A 21,462-nucleotide genomic window follows, 5' to 3' on the forward strand; every position below is an offset into this window, starting at 1 on the left:
TGGGCAGTTAGGCGCGACCGCCCAGATGCTGGGCCAGGAACCGCTCGACAGCGTGGTACATGTCGATCTGGTTGTCCGGGTTGAGAAATCCGTGTCCCTCGTCGGCCTTGACCATGTACTCGACCTCGACCTCGACGCCGCGGCCGCGTAACGCTTCGACGAGGTTGTCGGATTCGGCCTGCACCACGCGAGAATCGTTGGCGCCCTGGATTACCAGCAGCGGTGTGCGGATCTGATCCACTCGCGTGATGGGGGAGCGGGCCAGCATGTCGGCTTCCTGCGCCGGATCGTTGTGGTTCCCTACATATAGATGCCAGTTCGTGGCCAGGAACGGACGCGCCACATTCGGCAGCGTGCGCATGAAGTTGGCCAGGCTGGAGATGCCGACATAATCGATGGCCGCCGCGAACACGTCCGGGGTGAACGTGACGCCGACGAGCGCGGCGTATCCACCGTACGAACCGCCGAAGATCGCCACCTTGTCCCGGTCGGCGTAGCCCTGCTTGACCGCCCAGTCCACCGCATCGATCAGGTCATCGTGCATCTTGCCGGCGAACTCACCGATCGCCGCTTTGGTGAAAGCCTTGCCGTAGCCCGTTGAGCCACGAAAGTTGACCTGCAACACCGCATATCCGCGGTTGGCCAGCATCTGCGCATCGGGTTGAAAGCTCCAGCAGTCCCGTGACCACGGGCCGCCGTGCACCAGTAACACCATCGGCAGGTCGGTGGCCTCGATTCCGACCGGCAGGGTCAGGTACGAGTGCAGTTCCAACCCGTCGCGCGAAGGGATGGTCACCGGGGTCATCGGTGCGAGTGAATCTGAATTCAGATTCGGATATGGCCGGAACAGCATCCGGCTTTCCCCGGTGGCGTGGTCGTAGAAGTAGGTGACGCCCGGTTCGCGGTCGTGGGTGAAGTTGACGACCCACCGCTGACCGGAATCGTCCGACGAGATGCCGGCGAGGTCCCCATCGGAGAGCTTCGTGAGAGTCTCCAGCACCGCGCCGAAATTCGGGTCCAGGGCATGGATCACCTGGCGCTCACCGTAATACCTGGCGCCGATCAGTTCTCCCGTGCGCTCGCTTAGGATGAAAGGCGAAGGCAACACCATCTGATTGCCGAGATCGAATGTCGGGTGGCTGTCCACCTCGGTCTCGGTGCCGGTGACCACATCGAGGCGGGCCAGCCGGGCGCGGTCACTGCCCTCGTTCGATCCGAGCCAGATGCCCGTACCGTCCGGAGAGATGACGACCGGGTAGATGCCCAACGGGTAATCGGTGCCGTCGTACACCTTGATGGAGCGCAATGATGCTGTGGCCGAGTCCCATTGAGATATCTCGACATCGCCGTCCACGGTCAGCGTATTGGTGAACAGATCACCGTTGGGGGCGCACAGCCAGGTGATCACGTTGCCGGGGTTTTCCGCCAACAGGGTCAGTTCTCCAGTGGCGATGTCGAGTTCGTACGCATCGACCAGCTGAGGATTGCGGTTGTTGGTCTGCGCGATCGCTTTTCCGGGCCGGCCCTTGGGCAGGTCGAAACTCGCTCTGGCGCCTGGAAACGGTGTGAGATCCACTGCGGCAGCGTCGGGGTTGTCCAGGTCGATGCGATACACGTGGAAGTTCTCGTCCCCGCCGGTGTCCTGCATATAGAGCAGCCACCGGGGATCGTCGGTCCAGGAGTAGATGTACACGCTGCGGGTCTCGTCTGCGGTCACGCACCGAGGCGGGGAATCGCCGTCGAGGTCCTGAACCCACACGTTGAGTCGGTTCTTCCACGGCGCCAGGTAGGCGATCTTGGTTCCGTCGGGCGAGATCTTGGCTCCTGCGCGCTCGGGCGGGCTGAAGAAATCCTCTACCGAGATGAGTTCAGGCAACGCCATGACGCTCCTTTGTTGTTTGTGGACAAGCTCTTTCGGGGTTGTTCAGGGAACGACGGGTCCGCCGAGACGCCCGTTGGTCGCGTCGCGGATTGCTCGATCGATGAGCGACAGCGCCTGCTCTTCGGTGACTTTCTTGCCTTCGACGATCACTGCGATGCTGACGTCTTCGTCGACGACGCGGAACGCACCGGTGACGGCCGCGGCGCACAACCGGACGGTGAGATCTGTTTCCGGCAGACCCAGGCGCTCGGCGATCACCGGGATGAAGCCCTGCTCCATCCGGTCGTGAACCATCAGATAGGCCGTCCGAAGGGCGGGTTCAGACGAGGTCATGGTCGCGATTCGCATCGCGCTGATCTCATCCTCGACGTCCTGCGGCGTCATTGGATGCGAAATTCCGTCGGCGGCAAGATGTTCGGCCAACGAGAGATCGTGTGGCCAGCGGTTGAGAATGTCGATGAACCGGTCCGCGGATTTGGCCAGCACCGGTTCGACACAACTTTCCTTCGCGCGGAAGTAGCGCCAGATCGTGCGCGTCGAAAGCCCTGCCGCCGCGGCGATCTCGTCACCGCTGGTGCCGGTGACGCCGCGTTCCCAGAACAACTTGCAGGCATGTCGCGACACGGCGAGACGCGCCTGATCCTGCTTCTCGCCGATTGCTCTCACCTCCAGAACTTGTCACTTAGTGACAGCTCCACTTTGTCACTAAGTGACAGAGACGTCAAGGTGTGCTGGTGAGCGCCGGTTTGGCTGGTTGGCTGGTCTCCCGCCGGCTCCGGTTTCCACACCAGGGTTGTTCCGCACGCCTTCAACGACCCAGGTGTGGAAAGCGGTGGCGGCTTCCCGGTGAAGACGGGTTTCGGGCGCGCGGTTTTCCACACCAGGGTCGCTCTACCTCGCGGCCAACGACCCAGGTGCAGAAAGCGGTGACGCGAGACGGCTAGAAAGCCCAGCTCCCGCGCGGTGAGATCACGAAGCCATGGCGGTAGGCCGTGTAACAGGCCACGAAGTCGTCGCCGGCCGCGCAGCCGGAATCGTTGACCACGAGCTTGTGTCCTGTGGGCAGTTCTCGGAGTTGGTGGTCCGTGCTCCACTGTCCGCCGCCCGCATACGTGAACTCGAAGCGACCATCCGAGGTTTGGCCCACGGATTGCATGACGGTCTCCCAGGCCGGCGCCTGTCCGGGAAGGCCTTGCCTGCCGGCATCCTTCGGGAAACCAGGCAGGCGTGAGGCGCGGCAGTCGATCATCCCCAGCCCGTCGGCCCCTGTCGTCTGGCCGTACACGTTGGCCAGGCAAGTCACGTCTTTTGCTGTGAACGAGACGAGGGTGTCGCGGTGCCAGTTGGTGCTTGTGTATGCGGCGAGGTCGGCCACTTTGAACACCGCGAGATCGGGAAAGGTGCCGGGCGGGGGAGACGGATACGCAGCTGGGCCCGAAACCGCCTGGCCCTCAAGTGTTGACGTGCATCCGCAGAGTGACGTGGCCATCAGCGCCGCAGCGGCGATCGCCGAGGCAACGCGCATCAGAACGTCCACCTGCCAGAGGGCTGCACGCTGAACGCGGCCGGCTCTCGGGCAGCCCCTTTCGGCGCTGCGGCATCGACCCTCAACGGCGGCGTCACCCGTCCACCCTAATGCCCCTGATAAGGGCAGATGGGCACCGATTTCACTCTCCAAACATGAATCGGTTAGCCTCGCGAATTAACACCCGTCAAGGAGATTGTCATGGTCGATCCGCGCACCCCCGTCATCGTCGGCGTCGGACAGTTCACCGAGCGCATCGATCTGGATGGCTACCGCGGTATGTCCTCGGTCGAGCTGGCCACCGAGGCTGCCAAGGCGGCCTTGCACGATTGCGGGGCTGACGCTGCTGCCGTGGCGCAGTCAATCGACACCGTGGCGGGTACTCGGCAGTTCGAGATCTCCGGCCCGCAGACGCCATCCCTGGGCATCTCCAACAACTATCCGCGCTCGGTGGCACGCAACGTCGGTGCTGAGCCGGCCCGCGCCATCCTCGAGGTGATCGGCGGCCAGAGCCCGCAGCATCTGGTCACCGAGTTCTCTGCTGCCATCGCCGCAGGCGAGGCAGACGTGGTGATGCTGTTCGGCTCGGAGAACACCTCCACGCTGCGTCACTTCTCCAAGCGCGACGACAAGCCGGACCACTCCGAGACCGTCGGCGGCCAGCTGGAGGACCGCGGCTTCGGTTACGACGGCATCTTCGACGAGTACACGGTCAAGCATGGGCTGATCGGCGCCCCGGTGCAGTACGGCCTCCTGGAGAATGCGCGACGGGCCCGGCTCGGACTGTCGGTGGCCGACTATCGGCAGGCGATGGCCGAGCTGTTCGCCCCCTTCTCGAAAGTGGCTGCCAAGAACCCATATTCGTCGTCTCCGGTGGAGCGCTCGGTGGAGGAGCTGGCCACCGTCACCGAGAGCAACCGGATGATCTGTGACCCGTACCCGCGCATGATGGTGGCTCGCGATCAGGTCAACCAGGGCGCTGCGGTGTTGCTGATGTCAGTGGAGGCCGCACGGAAACTCGGTGTGCCCGAGGAGAAGTGGGTGTACCTGCGCGGGCACGCCGACATGAAGGAAATCAAGCTGCTCGAGCGCACCGAACTCGGTTACAGCGATGCTGCGGTGATCGCGGTGAACGAGGCGCTGCGGATCGCCGGCATCAGCCTTGACGACATCGCGGCCTTTGATCTGTACAGCTGCTTCCCGTTCCCGGTGTTCAACATCTGCGACGGCACCGGTTTGGCGCCCGACGACGAGCGGGGCCTGACGCTCACGGGCGGCCTACCCTTCTTCGGTGGCCCGGGCAACAACTACTCCATGCACGGCATTGCCGAGGCTGTCAGTGAAATGCGTGACAAGCCAGGGCGATTCGCCCTCGTCGGCGGCAACGGCGGGATCGCGAGCAAGTACTCGGTCGGCATCTATTCCACTGAGCCTGCCGATTGGGTGGCCGACGGCTGTGCCGCTCTGCAGGAGGAGTTCAACACGCAGGAGCGTGTCGCCATCACCGAAAAGGCCGACGGCTCAGCGTCAATAGAGACTTACACGGTGCGCTATGACTGGACACCGCGCACCGGCATCATCATCGGGCGCCTGGACTCCGACGGCAGTCGCTTCCTGGCGACGACGACGGACGAGGCTCTGGTGGCGTTGCTGACCGACGGTGAGCCACTGGGCGCGTCGATCGTCGTGAAATCAAGCGAGAAGCGGAACACCGCCACGCTGGCGTAGCCCAGGCTCCTGCCGAGCAGACGCAAAACTGCCCAATTTCCATGGAAAAAGGGCAGTTTTGCGTCTGCTCGCGCGAAGAACTAGACGAGCGAAGCCAGCTTGCCCGCGAGCCGCTCCACATAGGCCGACACCTCGGCCTCGGACTTGTCGGGCAGCCCGAACAGCACCTCGGTGACGCCCAGTTCGCGCCAGTGCGCGAGCTTCTCAGGGTCCGGCTTGAAGTCCAGCGCCACGATCTGCGGGGCACCGTCGCGCCCCGCGGCGGCCCAGGTGTCCTGCAACAGCTTGACCGGCTCGTCGATGTTGAAGTCGCGAGGCGTGGTGATCCAGCCGTCGGCCGACTTGGCGATCCACTTGAAGTTCTTCTCGTTGCCGGCCGCGCCCACCAGAATCGGGATGTGCGGCTGCACGGGCTTGGGCCAGGCCCAGGACGGCCCGAAATTCACGAATTCGCCGTCGTACGAGGCTTCTTCCTCGGTCCACAGCGCCCGCATGGCTTCCAGGTACTCGCGCAGCATGGTGCGACGGCGGCCTGGGGGAACCTTGTGATCGGCGAGTTCGTCGGTGTTCCAACCAAATCCGACGCCGAGGCTCACCCGCCCGCCGGACAGGTGATCCAGGGTGGCGATGGATTTGGCCAGGGTGATCGGGTCATGCTCGACGGGCAGGGCGACGGCCGTCGACAGCCGCACCCGCGAGGTCACTGCGCACGCGGTGCCCAGCGACACCCACGGATCGAGGGTGCGCATATAGCGGTCGTCGGGCAGAGACTCGTCACCCGTGGTGGGGTGGGCGGCCTCGCGCTTGATCGGGATGTGGGTGTGCTCGGGGACGTAGAACGTCGTGAAGCCGTGATCGTCGGCGAGTTTGGCGGCCTTGGCCGGGGCGATGCCGCGGTCACTGGTGAAGAGAACAAGCCCGTAGTCCATGACCAGAATTAGAACGTGTTTCAGTCCCAGTAGCAAGACGGTCCGTCTCGTTAGGTGGGTCGGACCGAAGAAAACTTCATCGCGAGCGATACCCGCGACGCCCGCCTCTGGGTTTGCTGGGATCACCCGCATGACGACTGAACGCATCGCCGACCACGTCAAATTCGCCTACTGGGTGCCTAATGTCAGCGGCGGCCTGGTCACCAGCGATATCGAGCAGCGCACCGACTGGAACTTCGAATACAACAAGAAGCTCGCGCAGACCGCGGAGAACAATGGCTTCGAGTACGCCCTGTCGCAGGTTCGCTATGAGGCCAGCTACGGCGCGGAGTACCAGCACGAGTCCACCAGCTTCAGTCTCGCCCTGTTGCTGGCGACGCAGAGGCTCAAAGTGATCGCCGCTGTCCATCCGGGGCTGTGGCAACCGGCGGTGCTGGCCAAGCTGGGCGCCACCGCCGACCATCTCAGCAATGGCCGCTTCGCCGTCAACGTCGTCTCGGGCTGGTTCAAAGACGAGTTCACCCATCTGGGCGAGCCGTGGCTCGAGCACGACGAGCGCTATCGGCGAAGCGCAGAATTTCTCCAGGTACTCCGCGCTATTTGGACGAACGACGACCCTGTGGAATTCCGCGGCGACTTCTACCGCATCCACGATTTCACGCTCAAACCCAAGCCGCTCAACACTCCCGAGCGTCCCAACCCCGAGTTGTTCCAGGGCGGCAACTCCACCGCGGCCCGGCGCAACGGCGGCCTCTACGCGGACTGGTACTTCTCCAACGGCAAAGACTTCGACGGCCTCACCGAACAGCTTGTCGAGGTACGCGACCATGCTCGTGGCGCAGGCCGTGAGGTGAAGGTCGGGCTGAACGGCTTCATCATCGCCCGGGACACAGAAAAAGAGGCAAAGGACACACTCAGGGAGATCGTCGCGAAGGCCAACAAGCCGGCCGTCGAAGGCTTCCGTAGCGCGGTGCAGCAGGCCGGCAACTCCACCGGGGACAAGAAGGGCATGTGGGCCGATTCCAGTTTCGAGGATCTGGTCCAGTACAACGACGGCTTCCGCACCGGGTTGATCGGCACACCCGAGCAGATCGCCGAACGCATCGCCGACTACCGCAAACGTGGCGTGGATCTGATCCTCGGCGGATTCCTGCATTTCCAAGAGGAAATCGAGTATTTCGGCGCCAACGTGCTGCCGCTGGTCCGCGAAATCGAGGCAGCCGAAACAGATTCCGCCGACACACCGGTCCTGGTATCGGCTTGAGACCGCTCTGACACCACGCACGCGCGCCCGGCTCCCGGCCGGGTGCGCTAGCGTGGAAGCTCGAATCGCTCACGTGGTCGGTATTCATGCCTGCGTGAACACACGTCGCGAAGCTCGATAGCACAGGAGAGGTCATGACCTACCCGCCCAGTAATCCCGGATACCCGCCGGCCCCGCAATCGGGTTCGCAGTTCGATGCGACCCAGCAGTTCGCCAAGGCGGTTCCCGCTCCGGCTCCGTCAGCCCCGTCGGCCGGCTCGGCCGCTGCGGCGCCCGGCGAGAACAAGCTGCCCGAGATCCTGCTGGCCGTGGTGGCCGTTGCCGGTCTGCTCACCTACTTCGTCAGCTTTGCCCTCGACATCACGATCGTGGTCGGCACCTGGGTCGTACCGCTGGCGTTGGCCGGCGCGCTCGTGGCCGGAGTGAGCGTGCTGCCCAAGCAGAAGACCCGCGTCACCGCGGCTGTTGTGCTGTCCACCGTCGCGTTCCTGCTCTCGATCCCGGTCGTGCTGGCCGCGCCTGGTGGCGAATCGGATTGGGCGCTGTACGCCATGCTGGTCCTCACCCTGATCCAGGCCGGCGCCGCGATCGCAGCGCTGCTGTTCGAAGCGGGAATCATCACGCCTCCGGCCCCCAAGCCGCAGTTCGATCAGCAGCCGCAGTACGGCCAGTACGGTGGCCCGTCGCAGTACTACGGTCAGCAGCACCAGCCGCAGCACGGTGGCCAGTCCTACCAGCAGGCTCAGCCGCAGCAGCCCGGCTACCCGTCGCAGTACGGCGGCTACTCCGGTGGGCAGAACACCGGTGGTTTCCCGGTTCAGCCCCCGCAGGGTCAGCAGCCGAGCGGCCCGCCGACGCCTCCGACCGGCTACCCCACCTATGGCCAGCCGCAGCAGTCGGGCTCTTCGGCGCCCTCTGCCGGCCCGGCACAGCAGCCGCCTTCACAGCAATCTGGCCCTGCGCCGTCGTAAGCTGATCGGCGCGTGCGCTTCCCGCGCACGCGCCGATCATTGCGAGGAGCAGCCCACCAAGTGAGTAACCGGCCAGTCGGCACCCGCCAGGCACGTGAGTTGCTCCGGGTCGCGTTCGGGCCGTCCGCCGTCGCACTGGTGATCATCGCGGCGGTTGTGTTGTTGCAACTGCTGATCGCCAACAGCGACATGACGGGCGCGTTCGGTGCGATCGCCAGCATGTGGCTGGGCGTGCACCAGGTGCCGGTATCGATCGGCGGCCGCGAGCTGGGCGTGATGCCGCTGCTGCCGGTGATGGCGATGATCTGGGGCACCGCCCGCACGACAGCCGCGGCCACCGCCCCGAATTCTTCCTGGTTCGTCACGCGCTGGGTCGTCGCCTCGGCGCTCGGCGGACCCATCCTGATCGCAGCCGTCCTGTTGGCCGTCATTCACGACGCAGCCTCGGTGATCAGCGAACTGCAGACCCCCAGTGCACTGCGTGCGTTCTGCAGCGTGCTGGTCGTGCATGTGATCGGGGCACTGATCGGCGTCGGTTCCAAGGTGGGCCGGCGAATGCTGACCACGTCACGGGCCGCCACGCCATTGCCGGATTGGCTGCCAGACGCTTTTCGGGCCGCCACCGCCGGTGTGCTCGCGCTGTTCGGGCTTTCCGGTGCGGTGACGGCCGTGTCCCTGGTGGTGCATTGGGGCACGATGCACGATCTGTTCGCGATAACCGACAGTCTGTTCGGCCAGCTCAGCTTGACTCTGTTGTCGATCCTCTATATCCCCAACGTGATCGTGGGGGCCTCGGCCATCGCGGTCGGATCCAGTGCCCATGTCGGGTTGGCCGCGTTCAGTTCGTTCACCGTGTTCGGCGGCGACATCCCCGCCGTGCCGGTTCTCGCCGCAGTACCCACTCCGCCGCTGGGCCCGATCTGGGTGGCACTCCTGATCGTGGGGGCGGCCTCGGCAGTGGCGGTGGGTCAGCAGTGTGCACGACGCCCGCTTCCGATCGGGCCGGCCACCGGGAAGTTGCTGGTGGCCTCGACGCTGGCCGCGGTGACGATGGCACTGGCCGGGTTCGCCGGTGGCGGACGGCTGGGCAATTTCGGTTCCGTCGGGGTGGACCAGGCGACGTTTGCGCCCGCGGTGTTCCTGTGGTTCGTCGGGATCGGCGGGCTGACGGTGGCGATGTCGGGCGGCCTGACGCGCAAGCCACGGCCGGTGGCCCCGCGGCCCGAGCCCGTACCTGTACCCGAGCCCGAGGTTGACGACGTGCCCGTCGACGAGGGCGACATCGAGTACGACGAACCAGACGCCGAGCCCGAGCTCGAACCCGACGAACCTCTGGTGTCCTGGTCGGCCGAGGAGCCCGCAGCCGAGGAGCCCGCAGCCGAGGAGCCGGCGGTCGACGAGCCCGTCGAGCCCGTCGAGTACGTCGACAGGTACGTCGAATACGAAGAAGTGCAGGAAACCGTCTACGAACCTCGCCCCCGGCACCATGAAGACCTCGATGACGATCCCGAGGACCACTTCATCGTCGACGACATCCCCGGCGACCCAGCGACCGGCGATCAGCCGCGCCGCGCGGGCGACTAGGCTGCTGCGCGTGCAGCAACCGCTACAAGTGCCTCCGAGTGCACCGGCACGGCTGGTAGTGCTGGCTTCGGGGACCGGGTCGTTGCTCGCCTCGCTACTGGCCGCCGCCGCCGACGACTACCCGGCGCGAGTTGTCGCGGTCGGAACCGACCGGAAGTGTGCCGCGATGGACATCGCGGCAGGGGCAGGATTGCCGTCCTACACCGTCCGGCTGGGCGACTACCCGGACCGCGACGCCTGGGATGCCGCGCTCACCGCGGCAACTGCCGAACACCAACCCGACCTGGTGGTCTCGGCCGGGTTCATGAAAATTCTCGGCGGCCAGTTCCTTTCCTGTTTCCCCGGTCGCGTCGTCAACACGCATCCGGCGTTACTGCCCGCTTTTCCCGGCGCGCATGCGGTGCCCGAGGCGCTGGCGTACGGGGTGCGGGTGACGGGCTGCACGGTGCATCTCGTGGACTCCGGGATGGATACCGGGCCGATTCTGGCCCAGCAGGCCGTCGAGGTGCTCGATGATGACACTGAAGAGACTTTGCATGAGCGCATCAAGGTGGTCGAACGTCGACTGCTCGTGGATGTGTTGGCCGCGCTGGCAATCCGCGGCGTGACCTGGACTGGACGAAAGGCGACCATAGGGTGAGCGAGAAGAAACCGATCCGGCGAGCGCTGATCAGTGTCTATGACAAGACCGGCCTGGCTGATCTGGCCCGCGGTCTGCACGAGGCGGGCGTGGCCATCGTCTCCACTGGGTCGACCGCCAAAACCATTGCTGCCGCCGATGTTCCGGTTACGCCGGTGGAAGAGGTGACGGGTTTCCCCGAGGTGCTCGACGGTCGGGTGAAGACCTTGCACCCGCGCGTCCATGCCGGCCTGCTGGCCGATACCCGCAAGCCCGAACATGTTGCGGCGCTGCAGGAACTCAACGTCGAGGCGTTCGAACTCGTGGTGGTGAACCTCTACCCGTTCTCCGAGACTGTGGAGTCCGGCGCATCGGTGGACGAGTGTGTCGAGCAGATCGATATCGGCGGGCCGTCGATGGTGCGTGCGGCCGCCAAGAACCATCCGAGTGTGGCCGTGGTGGTGGATCCGCTGGGCTATGACGGTGTGCTGGCCGCGGTCCGGGCCGGTGGATTCACCCTCGATGAGCGGAAGAAGCTGGCGTCGTTGGCGTTCCGGCATACGGCCGAGTACGACGTCGCGGTCGCGAGCTGGATGGGTTCCACCCTGGCGCCCGAAGAGCCCAAGCAGCCGCTGCCGGCCTGGTTCGCCGGCACCTGGCAGCGCAATGCGGTGCTGCGCTACGGCGAGAACCCGCATCAGCAGGCCGCGGTGTACCGCGACGACTCCGCGTGGCCGGGGCTGGCCCAAGCGGAGCAGTTGCACGGCAAGGAGATGTCCTACAACAACTACACCGACGCCGACGCGGCGTGGCGGGCGGCATTCGACCACGAAGAGATCTGCGTGGCGATCATCAAGCACGCCAACCCGTGTGGCATCGCGATCTCCTCGGAGTCGGTGGCCGATGCGCACCGCAAGGCGCACGAGTGCGATCCGCTGAGCGCGTTCGGTGGCGTGATCGCCTCCAACACCGAGGTCAGTGTCGAGATGGCCGAGACGGTCGCCGACATCTTCACTGAGGTCATCATCGCCCCGGCATACGAGGCCGGAGCGGTGGAAATCCTGGCGCGCAAGAAGAACATCCGGATCCTGGTGGCGTCCGAGCCGTTGATCGGTGGTATCGAGCTGCGCCAGATCAGTGGCGGGGTGCTGCTGCAGCAGCGCGATGCGCTCGACGCCGAGGGCGACGATCCGGCCAACTGGACGCTGGCCACCGGTGAGCCGGCCGACCCGCAGACCCTGAGCGATCTGGTGTTCGCCTGGCGGGCCTGCCGCGCGGTGAAGTCCAACGCGATCGTGGTCGCCAAGGACGGCGCCACCGTGGGTGTCGGTATGGGACAGGTGAATCGCGTCGATGCGGCGGGGCTGGCCGTGCAGCGTGCCGGCGACCGCGTGCCCGGTTCGGTCGGTGCCTCCGATGCGTTCTTCCCGTTCCCCGACGGCTTGGAGACGCTGACGAACGCCGGCGTCAAGGCCATCGTGCACCCGGGCGGGTCGGTGCGTGACGCCGAGGTGACCGCAGCCGCCGAGGCCGCGGGCATCACGCTGTACCTCACCGGCGCAAGGCATTTCGCGCACTAGTCGGCGGTGCCGTTTCTTCGCTTTGGTTCGCCGTTTTCTACACCTGGGCTGTGCATCGCGTGGGTTGGCGACCCCCAGGTAGAAAACGGCGCACCATTGCCGAGTGTGCCCGCGTCGCTTTCCACGCCTGGGTTGTGGCGAGTTCACGATCACGACCCAGAGGTGGAAAACGGTGAAGCACCACGCCGGGCAAATGCCTCACGGACCCGGTGCAGGATGAATGCCCTGCTGTGTTCGGCGACGACGCGGATGTCAATCCAGCCCTCGCGTTCGATGAGCTCGTTGCGGCCGATGTCGTGCACATAGCGCGGCCGATCCGTGGCGTGGTGTTTCCCTTCGTAGTCCAGGCCCACCTTGACGTCGTCGTAACCCATGTCGATGAACGCCTCGTTGAAACCGTCGCTCACCCGGATCTGCGTGCGCGGGCGTCGGAAACCTGCATCGATGAGAAGCAGCCGCAGCCACGTCTCCTTCGGAGATTGCCCGCCCGGATCCATCAGGTCGAGTGCTGTTCGAGCACTCCGGATTCCACGGAGCCCGCGATACCGAGCAGCCAGTTCGAGCACCTGTCCGGCTTCGATACCCGTCGCGATGGCCAGCGCATCCAGATGTGCCACCGCCTCGTCGCGGGGAAGGAAACGCGCCAGATCGAGTGCTGTCCGCAGCGGCGAGGTGACAGCGAAATCGCCGATCCGGCAAATCTCGTCGGGCCTGATGCGTTCCTCGCGCACGATGATGCCGGGCCGACGACGCCCGTGCTCGGTGATCAATTCCACCGGGGCATCGTCGTCGATCCACTGTGCGCCGTGCAGAGCTGCGGCGGCCCGGCCGGCGATGATCCCGCGACGACCAGTCCACAGCCACGCGGCCATGGTGTTGGCCTGCATGGTTCGGACGGCCTCCCTCACGAGGTAGACGCGTGGATGCGCCGAGGCGTATCGCCATCGCAATTGGCCCCGGGTGAGGCTTCCCGCTGCGAGCGCTTCTGAACCGATGATTGGGATGCTCATGGACCCCGACGATCGGCATCGCGACTGACGGATTGACGGCGCTCACGTGTACCCCTGCTGGGATTGGGGATGAACCATGCGCTGTGGATCAAGCGGCGCAACGCCGTTTTCTACCCCAGGGTCGTTACGGTGCGGCCGTCACAGCCCCCACGTGGAAAGCGGCGAGCATGCCGGCCGCGGCGGCTCACCGTTTTCCACCCAGGGGTCGCTAAACCACGCGATCGACAGCCCAGGGGTAGAAAACGGCGCAGAGGCGCAGGCGAGCCCACCGCAGAGGTGCAGGCGCGCACGCCCGCCAAGGGCACGCAGAGCCCCTAAGCGCTCACCTCATCCTCGGCCTCGGCGGTCGCGTACGTGATGAACGACGTGATCTCCTCGACCGCGTGACGGGCATCGGGGTTGATGTCGAAGCTGAGCTGGAACATGTGCATTGCCCTGTCCCACACCTGAACCCATACCGGAACACCGCTGGCCTGAAGCTTGTCGGCCAGCACGAACGTGTCGTTGAGCAGCATCTCGTGGGTGCCGACCTGCAGCAGGAACGGGCCGAGCCCGTGCAGGTCTGCTTCGGGTGGCATCACCGGTGTAGGGCGGGTGCCGTTGACCGTGGCGAAGACGTCGTAGATGAACTTCACCGTCATGAACGGGAACATCACATCGCGATGTTCTTGCAGTGCACGGTATTTCAGATCCATGTCGGACGAGGTGAGCGGTGAGAGCAACACCTGTCCGGCGGGCACCGGCAGCCCGGCATCGCGTGCGGCGATCGCGGTGTCTGCGGCGAACAGCCCGCCGGCCGAATCACCGGCCAGGACAATCCGATCGGGCGTGAACCCGAGCGACAGCGCCAGGCGGTAGCCGTCAAGCCCGTCGGTCACCGCGGCCTCGAAGTCGGCCTGTGGGGCCAGCCGGTAGCCGACGTTGAGGACACGTGCCCCGGTAGCGGCGGACAGCTTCGACACGAAGCGGCGGTGCGAGTTCAGGCCGAGGGTCACCAGTGCCGAGCCGTGCAGATAGACGATCACCCGATCGGAGTCGCGGGCTTCGGGGGCGGTCACCCATTCGGCCGGGCAGTTCGGCAGCGCCACTGGTGTCACCTCGGTGCCGGGCAGCGGCTTGATGAACCGCAGGGGCCGGTCGATGACGTCGAGATGTGCGCGCTGCAGCAGTGCAGGGGCGACGCGGTTGATGCCCATTCCGATCAGGGTCAGCAGACCCAGCAATGGACGGACGAAGATCGCGGTGGTCCAGCCTAGTGCTCTGGACTGCAGGGATGCGGGGCCGAAGTGCACGGTGGCCGGCCGGCTACGCCAATCGAGCGAATTCACGATACCCAGGGTACCGGGTACCTGAAAGCGCTCGGCTCAGGGCAGGGCGACGGTGGCCTGGGCCTCGATCGCCTTGTTGATGTCGGTCAGCGCCCCCTTGTCGCGATCCAGCGCGTCGGCGTTGATCTGCAGCACGTACACGGCGCCGGGTCCCTGGATCACGATGGTGGTCTGGGTGATTGCGCGGCGCTGTTCGCCCTTGGCATAGGAGCCGGCCAGGTGGACCGAGGGGAACCCGCTGATCTCCCCGCGGGTCACGTCACCGTTCGGCTGGTAGTCCGCCAGGTTCTGCAATTCGTTGGGAGCGTACTCAAGCAGCTTGTTGGGATCGACGTCACCGGTCAGCTTGGAGATCAACGAGATGACCGACGGAGGATCCGGCGGGTTGGTCGGGTCGTTGACCATCGCCGAGTAGGCCCACGCCGGGGTGCGGGTGCCGGCGTCGATCCATCCGGGCGGAATCGGCCAATTGAACACCGGCGCGCCCGGATCGCCGCGATGAACCGGCGTTTCGACGATGCCGCTCTTCTTGATGTAGTCGGCGATGGTGAAGGCGTGTCCGGCTGGCTTGGGTGAGGTCGTGGTCGTCTCGCCGGATGTATCGGTGGCGACCGCCGACGTGGTCTCGCCGCCGGCGTTGTTGTTTTCGTCGCCTCCCGAGCCGACTGCGAAGGCGATGCCGCCGACGAGCAGGATCACCCCGGCGATCGCGGCCGCCGCCAGGATGAGGTTGCGCCGGTTGTTCTGCTTCTTCGGAATCGGGGTGTGCGGCAGCGGGGGTGGCCCGAAGTTGGTCTGCGGCGGCCCAACCGGTCCGGGGGGCCCCGACGGCCCGGCGAGGCCCTGCATGCCGACCGGCGTGTTGCCCGCCACGGGTTTGCGGGAGGAGGTCTCGTTACCTGCCCACGACGAGGTGAACACCGGTGGTTCCGACGGGGGTGCCTGCCGCGGGTTCGACGGCGAGAGCGGCGTCGGCGGCGGGTTCACCGGTTTCGGGATGATCAGCGGGGTGGTGGGCGGCGCGGGCTCGTGGGCCCGGACCGGGGTGCGCACCTCGGGAGTGGTTCCGGTGGCCGCCTCGGCCAGCGCGACCGCGAAGTCGTGGCACGTGTCGTAGCGGTCCTTGGCGTCCTTGGACAGCGCCTTGGCCATCACCGAATCGAACACGGCCAGTTCAGGTTTCGTGTCGGCGAGCTTGGGCGGCGGCGAGTTGAGGTGGTGGCTGATCACCACCGCCGGGTTGCTGTGGGCGAACGGCGGGGTGCCGGTGAACAGACGGTAGGCGGTGGCGGCCAACGAGTACTGGTCGGCCCGGCCGTCGAGCGGCTGCCCCATCAGCTGCTCGGGTGCGGTGTAGGACATCGAGCCCACGGTGATGTTGGTCGAGGTGAGCCCGTTGACCTCGTCGGCGCGGCGGGCGATGCCGAAGTCGGTCAGCATGATGCGACGCTTGGAACCCTGTTTGCTGGTGAGCAGGATGTTGGCGGGTTTGACATCGCGGTGCAGCAGCTTGCGCTGGTGCGCATAGTCCAGTGCGTCGCCGACGGCGGTGACGACCTCGATGACGTCTTCGGCCGGCATGCCCTTCGGGTACTGGTCGTGCAGAAGCCGGGCGGCATCGTGCCCGTCGACGAAGTCCATCGAGATCCACAACCGGTCCTCGAACTCGCCGCGGTCATGCACGCCGACGATGTGTGGGTGCCACAGCGTGGCCGCCATGTCAGCCTCGCGGATGAACCGCTGCCGGAATTCGTTGTCCGAGCTGACGCTGATGGGCAGCACTTTGAGAGCGTCCTCGCGGGGTAACCGCGGGTGGGACGCCAAATAGACCTCGCCCATGCCTCCAGTGCCCACCAACCGAACGATGGTGAACCCTGCGAATTCCTGACCGCTAGCCAACGGCATGGAGCGCAGACTACCGGTAGCGACGCTCGGGCAACGACTATGCCGGGGGAGTGGCTCGCGCGTGCCGGGCGCCAGTTCTGCCGGGTGGCGATGTGCGCGGGCGGGTTCAGTCGTAGCGTGGAGTGGTGAGCCAACCCAAGGATCTGCCTCGTACTGTCGGTGAGCTGCGCGCTTCCGGCCATCGCGAGCGGGGCGTAAAAGCCGAAATTCGGGAGAATCTGCTGTCCGCACTCGCCGACCGCCGCGATGCCTGGGCTGGGATTCTCGGTTTCCAGGACACCGTGATCCCGCAGCTGGAGCGGGCTTTGATCGCGGGCCACGACGTGGTGCTGCTCGGGGAACGCGGCCAGGGCAAGACGCGGCTGCTGCGTGCGTTGACGGGGCTGCTCGACGAGTGGACGCCGGTGATCGCCGGGTCTGAGCTGGGTGAGCATCCATACAGCCCGATCACGCCGGAGTCGATCCGCCGGGCCTCCGATTCCGGCGACGATCTGCCGATCGAGTGGCGCCACCGCAGTGAGCGGTATACGGAGAAGCTGGCCACCCCGGACACCAGCGTGGCCGATCTCGTCGGCGACATCGATCCGATCAAGGTGGCCGAGGGCCGCAGCCTGGGTGACCCGGAAACGATCGCCTACGGGCTGATTCCGCGGGCCCATCGCGGCATCGTGGCTGTCAACGAGCTGCCGGACCTGGCCGAGCGGATTCAGGTGTCGATGCTCAACGTGATGGAGGAGCGCGACATTCAGGTCCGCGGCTACACGTTGCGGCTGCCGCTCGACGTTCTCGTCGTCGCGAGCGCGAATCCCGAGGACTACACGAACCGCGGCCGGATCATCACCCCGCTCAAGGACCGGTTCGGTGCCGAGATCCGCACGCACTACCCGTTGGAGATCGACGACGAGGTCGGGGTGATCCGCCAGGAGGCTCAGTTGGCCGCCGAGGTCCCGGAGTACCTGATCGCTGTGCTGGCCCGGTTCGCCCGCAATCTGCGCGAATCGAGCTCGATCGACCAGCGGTCCGGTGTGTCGGCCCGGTTCGCGATCGCTGCCGCCGAGACGGTGGCGGCCTCGGCGCGGCACCGTTCCGCCATTCTCGGCGAGGACGATCCGGTGGCCCGGGTGGTCGATCTGGCGACCGTGATCGATGTCCTGCGCGGCAAGTTGGAGTTCGAGAGCGGTGAGGAGGGGCGTGAGCAGGCGGTGCTGGAGCATCTGCTGCGCCGCGCCACCGCCGACACTGCTCAGCGGCTGCTGGGCGGAATCGACGTCGCCCCGTTGGTGGCCGCGGTCGAGGAGGGCTCGCCGGTGACCACGGGTGAGCGGGTGTCGGCCAAGGATGTCCTGGCCGCGCTACCCGATCTGGCTGTCGTCGACGCACTGGCATCCCGGGTGGGTGCGGTATCGATCGGTGAGCGGGCCGCTGCGGTCGAATTGGCGTTGGAGGCGCTGTATCTGGCCAAGCGTGTGGACAAGGTGTCCGGGGAGGGCGAGACGGTATATGGCTGATCCTGGCCGCGTTCACGGCCACACCTCGCGGTATTCGCGATACACCGGTGGCCCTGACCCGTTGGCACCGCCGATCGATCTGCGCGACGCTCTGGAGCAGATCGGTCAGAGCGTCATGGAGGGCAGCTCACCCCGCCGCGCCCTCTCGGAGCTGATGCGGCGCGGCACCGAGGGCATGCGTGGCACCGACCGGCTGGCAGCCGAGGCCAACCGCAAACGGCGGGAGTTGTTGCAGCGGCACAACCTTGACGGCACGTTGCAGGAGATCAAGAAGCTGCTCGACGAGGCCGTGCTCGCCGAGCGCAAGGAGCTGGCCCGCGCCCTCGACGACGACGCGCGGTTCGGCGAACTGCAGATGGAGGCGCTCTCGCCGTCACCGGCCAAGGCCGTGCAGGAGCTCGCCGATTACGACTGGCGCAGCCCCGAGGCGCGGGAGAAGTACGAGCAGATCAAGGATCTGCTGGGGCGCGAGATGCTGGATCAGCGTTTCGCCGGCATGAAGGAGGCGTTGGAGAACGCCACCGACGAGGACCGGCAGCGGGTCAACGACATGCTCGATGACCTCAACGCTCTGCTGGACAAGCACGCCCAGGGGAATGACTCGCCCGAGGACTTCCAAGAATTCATGGACAAGCACGGGGAGTTCTTCCCGGAAGACCCGCAGAACATCGACGAGCTGCTGGACTCGTTGGCCAAGCGGGCCGCGGCCGCGCAGCGGTTCCGCAACAGCCTGTCGGCCGAGCAGCGGGCCGAGCTGGACTCCCTGGCGCAGCAGGCTTTTGGTTCGCCGTCGTTGATGGACGCGCTGAACCGGCTCGACGGGCACCTGCAGGCCGCCCGGCCGGGCGAGGACTGGAGCGGTTCTGAGCGGTTCTCGGGCGGCGACCCGCTGGGCATGGGCGAGGGCGCCCAGGCGCTGTCGGACATCGGCGAGTTGGAGCAGCTGGCCGACGCGTTGTCGCAGAGCTATTCCGGGGCGTCGATGGACGACGTCGATCTTGAGGCGCTGGCGCGTCAGCTCGGAGAGGACGCGGCAGTCGATGCCCGCACCCTGTCCGAGTTGGAGAAGGCCCTGGTGAATCAGGGCTTCATCGACCGGGGCTCCGACGGACAGTGGCGGCTTTCGCCCAAAGCCATGCGTCAGCTCGGCCAGACCGCGTTGCGTGATGTGGCGCAACAGCTTTCGGGTCGGCACGGCGAGCGGGACACGCGTCGGGCCGGTGCGGCGGGGGAGTTGACCGGGGCGACCCGGCCCTGGCAGTTCGGCGACACCGAGCCGTGGAACGTCACCCGCACGGTGACCAACGCGGTGCTGCGTCAGGCCGGTACCGGCACCGCCGAGCGGCCCATCCGGTTCGCCGTCGAGGACGTGGAGATCTCCGAGACCGAGACCCGCACCCAGGCTTGCGTGGCGCTCTTGGTGGACACCAGCTTCTCCATGGTGATGGAGAACCGCTGGCTGCCGATGAAGCGCACGGCGCTGGCGCTGAACCACCTCGTGAGCACCCGGTTCCGCTCAGATGAGTTGCAGATCATCGCCTTTGGCCGCTACGCGCGCACCGTGACCGCCGGCGAGTTGACTGGCTTGGAGGGCGTGTACGAGCAGGGCACCAACCTGCACCATGCGCTGGCGCTGGCGTCGCGGCATCTGCGTCGTCATCCCAATGCCCAACCGGTCGTGCTCGTGGTGACCGATGGCGAGCCCACCGCGCACCTCGAGGATTTCGGGGACGGGGCCGGATCTGAAGTGTTTTTCGACTACCCGCCACACCCGCGCACCATCGCCCACACGGTTCGGGGGTTTGACGAGGTGGCCAGGCTCGGCGCCCAGGTGACGATCTTCCGGCTCGGCTCTGATCCCGGCCTGGCCCGGTTCATCGACCAGGTGGCCCGCCGCGTGCAGGGCCGCGTGGTGGTGCCCGATCTCGACGGACTGGGTGCCGCCGTCGTCGGCGACTACCTGCACTCGCGTCGGCGCTAGCTGTCTAGCGCCGAGTGCGACGCAAACGTCGTTCGGCGATGCTGTTGACGACATTTGCGTCACTTTCGACGCCGTGGGGAGCCACACCGACTGCGGCTGCGTCCAAGTACACATGCAGATTCCGTTCGTTGGTGCCGATGTCGTCGCGGCGGGCCATCTGACCAAAGGCCAGCTGCGCTCGCGGTATCGGCAGATCTACAGCGGAATTTACGTTCCGCGGCGTCATGAGCCATCGCTTCGAGATCGCATTCTCGGTGCACACCTCGCGGCACCCAATGCGGTGGTCACCGGAGTGGCCGCTTCGGCGGTGTACGGGGCGAAATGGGTCGGTGACGACGCTCCGATCGAGCTCATCACGGCAACACGGCGACAACCCGGGCTGGTCGTACGACGGGAAACCTTGCACGCCTCAAGAACCGCAGGCAGTACGTGCTCGACGTGGTGGTCAACCGGACGCTGCGAAGGCTCGGCTGGCACGTTCTTCACGTCATCAAGGAAGACCGCGCTGCCGAGATTGTGGGCGAGGCCCGCACCGCGCTGCTCGCCCGGGGCTGGCAACCACGTTGAAAGTGACGCAAACGTCGCTGACGACGCAGCTAACCGACCCCTGCGTCGCGCTCGGCGTGCAGAGGGCTCGCGTAGTCTCTGGGAGCGATGGGGGTCGAGAAGCGCGTTGCGGGTGTGGTCGTGTTGGCGGCCGGGCTGGCTCTCAGCGGCTGCACGCAGCTGACCGACGGCACCGCGACCGCCGGGTTCGAACCACCTGGAGGGGCGTCGTCGGGAGCGCCCGGTTACAAGGCCCAAACCTGCGAGCAGTTGCACTCGGATGCCTGGATCGAAGTTCCGGGGACCGGACCCGACGAGCCGCGGGTACGAGTCGCGCAACCGCCGGGCTGGGTGCCGGTGCCTGAGTTCGCCAAGGGCCCAGTCAAATTGGTGCTGCGCAATGAATCCCTCACCGACGGTGTGACGAATCCGGCCATCTCGGTGTCGATCGGAGATGCGACGGACGGGAACCGGTCGCCCGAGGACCTGCTGAATGAGACCATCAAGGGCTTTCAATCCATCGGTGCGGAGAACATCACCCAGGTGCCGTCCGAGATCTGTGGTTTCCCGGCGTTGATGGTCAACTACACGACCCCGCCCGATGACAAGATCAGCAAGACGAGCTACGTGACCTCCGTGTCGGTGATGGTGCCGCTCGGGGCGAAGGTCTGGAACATCGTGGCGTTGGCGCAGAGCACGGCGCCCAACAATCCCACCTTCATGGCCGACGCGCAGGTGATGCTGGCGGGTTTGCGGATCGCGATGCCGCGCTGAATCGCGGCGACGGCTCTTCAACGCGGCCGAGGAAATACCCTGCCCGGAACAATGCCGTAACACCGACGCAAATTACCCGGAATCTGACTGCGGCACTGCTTTCATTGCATTGGCAATAAGCCGGGCCGCCCGCGAGGCATGGCCATGCTTCGGCCATGCAACTGTTGCGTACCGCAACAATTACCTCTTCTGTTCTGAAGTGGCGAATTTAATTCATTGCATTGGCAATCAAATGGGCTGCCGGTGGTCGACCGTCTACGTGTCCTCAGGGTGAGGATGTTGCTCTGAACTGCGGAATGAGTGGTTGGCGGAGAGGTGCGGCGCCGTG

The 21,462-nt window shown here is 65.9% G+C and carries 17 protein-coding genes; 10 read left to right on the plus strand and 7 right to left on the minus strand.

Translation table 11 applies throughout. From position 1 onward, the window contains the following. Positions 1 to 7: 7 nt before the first annotated feature. From ACZYZF_RS24650 to ACZYZF_RS24660, 3 genes are all read right to left on the minus strand, one after another. Positions 8 to 1,882, minus strand: coding sequence for a S9 family peptidase (locus tag ACZYZF_RS24650; protein ID WP_463837076.1), 1,875 nt, complete (start codon positions 1,880 to 1,882; stop codon positions 8 to 10). A 42-nt stretch (positions 1,883 to 1,924) separates the two neighbouring features. Beyond that, a complete protein-coding gene (locus tag ACZYZF_RS24655) occupies positions 1,925 to 2,539 on the minus strand; it encodes a TetR/AcrR family transcriptional regulator (protein ID WP_463746557.1) in 615 nt (204 codons plus the stop codon). Between the two features lie 283 nt (positions 2,540 to 2,822). Then, positions 2,823 to 3,407, minus strand: coding sequence for a hypothetical protein (locus ACZYZF_RS24660; protein ID WP_463837078.1), 585 nt, complete (start codon positions 3,405 to 3,407; stop codon positions 2,823 to 2,825). A gap of 201 nt (positions 3,408 to 3,608) precedes the next feature. Here ACZYZF_RS24660 and ACZYZF_RS24665 point away from each other — a divergent pair, with 201 nt between their 5' ends. Continuing rightward, positions 3,609 to 5,135, plus strand: coding sequence for an acetyl-CoA acetyltransferase (locus tag ACZYZF_RS24665; protein ID WP_463837079.1), 1,527 nt, complete (start codon positions 3,609 to 3,611; stop codon positions 5,133 to 5,135). 80 nt (positions 5,136 to 5,215) lie between these two features. On the opposite strand, the gene ACZYZF_RS24670 is transcribed toward ACZYZF_RS24665, so the two are convergent. Continuing rightward, the gene (locus ACZYZF_RS24670) at positions 5,216 to 6,064 is read right to left on the minus strand and encodes an LLM class F420-dependent oxidoreductase (protein WP_463746065.1); all 849 of its coding nucleotides are present in this window, start codon (positions 6,062 to 6,064) and stop codon (positions 5,216 to 5,218) included. 130 nt (positions 6,065 to 6,194) lie between these two features. Here ACZYZF_RS24670 and sfnG point away from each other — a divergent pair, with 130 nt between their 5' ends. The 5 genes from sfnG to purH all read left to right on the plus strand — a co-directional run bounded on the left by sfnG (position 6,195) and on the right by purH (position 12,082). Further along, a complete protein-coding gene (gene sfnG / locus ACZYZF_RS24675) occupies positions 6,195 to 7,328 on the plus strand; it encodes a dimethylsulfone monooxygenase SfnG (protein WP_463746066.1) in 1,134 nt (377 codons plus the stop codon). A gap of 134 nt (positions 7,329 to 7,462) precedes the next feature. Continuing rightward, complete coding sequence (locus ACZYZF_RS24680; protein ID WP_463746067.1) at positions 7,463 to 8,299, plus strand: DUF5336 domain-containing protein; 837 nt, start codon at positions 7,463 to 7,465, stop codon at positions 8,297 to 8,299. A gap of 60 nt (positions 8,300 to 8,359) precedes the next feature. Continuing rightward, a complete protein-coding gene (locus tag ACZYZF_RS24685; protein ID WP_463837081.1) occupies positions 8,360 to 9,883 on the plus strand; it encodes a cell division protein PerM in 1,524 nt (507 codons plus the stop codon). A 10-nt stretch (positions 9,884 to 9,893) separates the two neighbouring features. Next, complete coding sequence (gene purN / locus ACZYZF_RS24690) at positions 9,894 to 10,523, plus strand: phosphoribosylglycinamide formyltransferase (RefSeq protein WP_463746069.1); 630 nt, start codon at positions 9,894 to 9,896, stop codon at positions 10,521 to 10,523. Further along, positions 10,520 to 12,082 (plus strand): bifunctional phosphoribosylaminoimidazolecarboxamide formyltransferase/IMP cyclohydrolase, encoded by a 1,563-nt coding sequence (purH, locus tag ACZYZF_RS24695; RefSeq protein WP_463837083.1) that lies wholly within the window; start codon positions 10,520 to 10,522, stop codon positions 12,080 to 12,082. Before purN ends, purH begins: the two co-directional genes overlap by 4 nt. Positions 12,083 to 12,231: 149 nt before the next feature. Here purH and ACZYZF_RS24700 read toward each other — a convergent pair whose 3' ends face one another. From ACZYZF_RS24700 to ACZYZF_RS24710, 3 genes are all read right to left on the minus strand, one after another. Beyond that, the gene (locus ACZYZF_RS24700) at positions 12,232 to 13,092 is read right to left on the minus strand and encodes a hypothetical protein (protein ID WP_463837084.1); all 861 of its coding nucleotides are present in this window, start codon (positions 13,090 to 13,092) and stop codon (positions 12,232 to 12,234) included. Positions 13,093 to 13,406: 314 nt separating this feature from the next. Continuing rightward, entirely contained in the window at positions 13,407 to 14,420 is a 1,014-nt protein-coding gene (locus tag ACZYZF_RS24705) for an alpha/beta hydrolase (protein ID WP_463837085.1), read from the minus strand. Positions 14,421 to 14,456: 36 nt separating this feature from the next. Next, positions 14,457 to 16,325: an LpqN/LpqT family lipoprotein gene (locus ACZYZF_RS24710; RefSeq protein WP_463746073.1), complete on the minus strand. Its 1,869-nt coding sequence runs from the start codon at positions 16,323 to 16,325 to the stop codon at positions 14,457 to 14,459. Positions 16,326 to 16,450: 125 nt separating this feature from the next. Between ACZYZF_RS24710 and ACZYZF_RS24715 the strand changes: the two genes are divergently transcribed. The 4 genes from ACZYZF_RS24715 (at position 16,451) to ACZYZF_RS24730 (ending at position 21,134) form a co-directional block, all read left to right on the plus strand. After that, the gene (locus ACZYZF_RS24715) at positions 16,451 to 17,833 is read left to right on the plus strand and encodes a sigma 54-interacting transcriptional regulator (RefSeq protein ID WP_463746074.1); all 1,383 of its coding nucleotides are present in this window, start codon (positions 16,451 to 16,453) and stop codon (positions 17,831 to 17,833) included. Then, on the plus strand, positions 17,826 to 19,814 hold the full coding sequence (locus ACZYZF_RS24720; RefSeq protein ID WP_463837087.1) for a vWA domain-containing protein: 1,989 nt from the start codon (positions 17,826 to 17,828) through the stop codon (positions 19,812 to 19,814). Before ACZYZF_RS24715 ends, ACZYZF_RS24720 begins: the two co-directional genes overlap by 8 nt. 429 nt (positions 19,815 to 20,243) lie before the next feature. Then, a complete protein-coding gene (locus ACZYZF_RS24725) occupies positions 20,244 to 20,381 on the plus strand; it encodes a hypothetical protein (RefSeq protein WP_463837088.1) in 138 nt (45 codons plus the stop codon). A gap of 87 nt (positions 20,382 to 20,468) precedes the next feature. Continuing rightward, complete coding sequence (locus ACZYZF_RS24730; protein WP_463746077.1) at positions 20,469 to 21,134, plus strand: hypothetical protein; 666 nt, start codon at positions 20,469 to 20,471, stop codon at positions 21,132 to 21,134. Positions 21,135 to 21,462: the final 328 nt, after the last annotated feature.

It is taken from the genome of Mycobacterium sp. IDUB_24 (assembly GCF_055419385.1).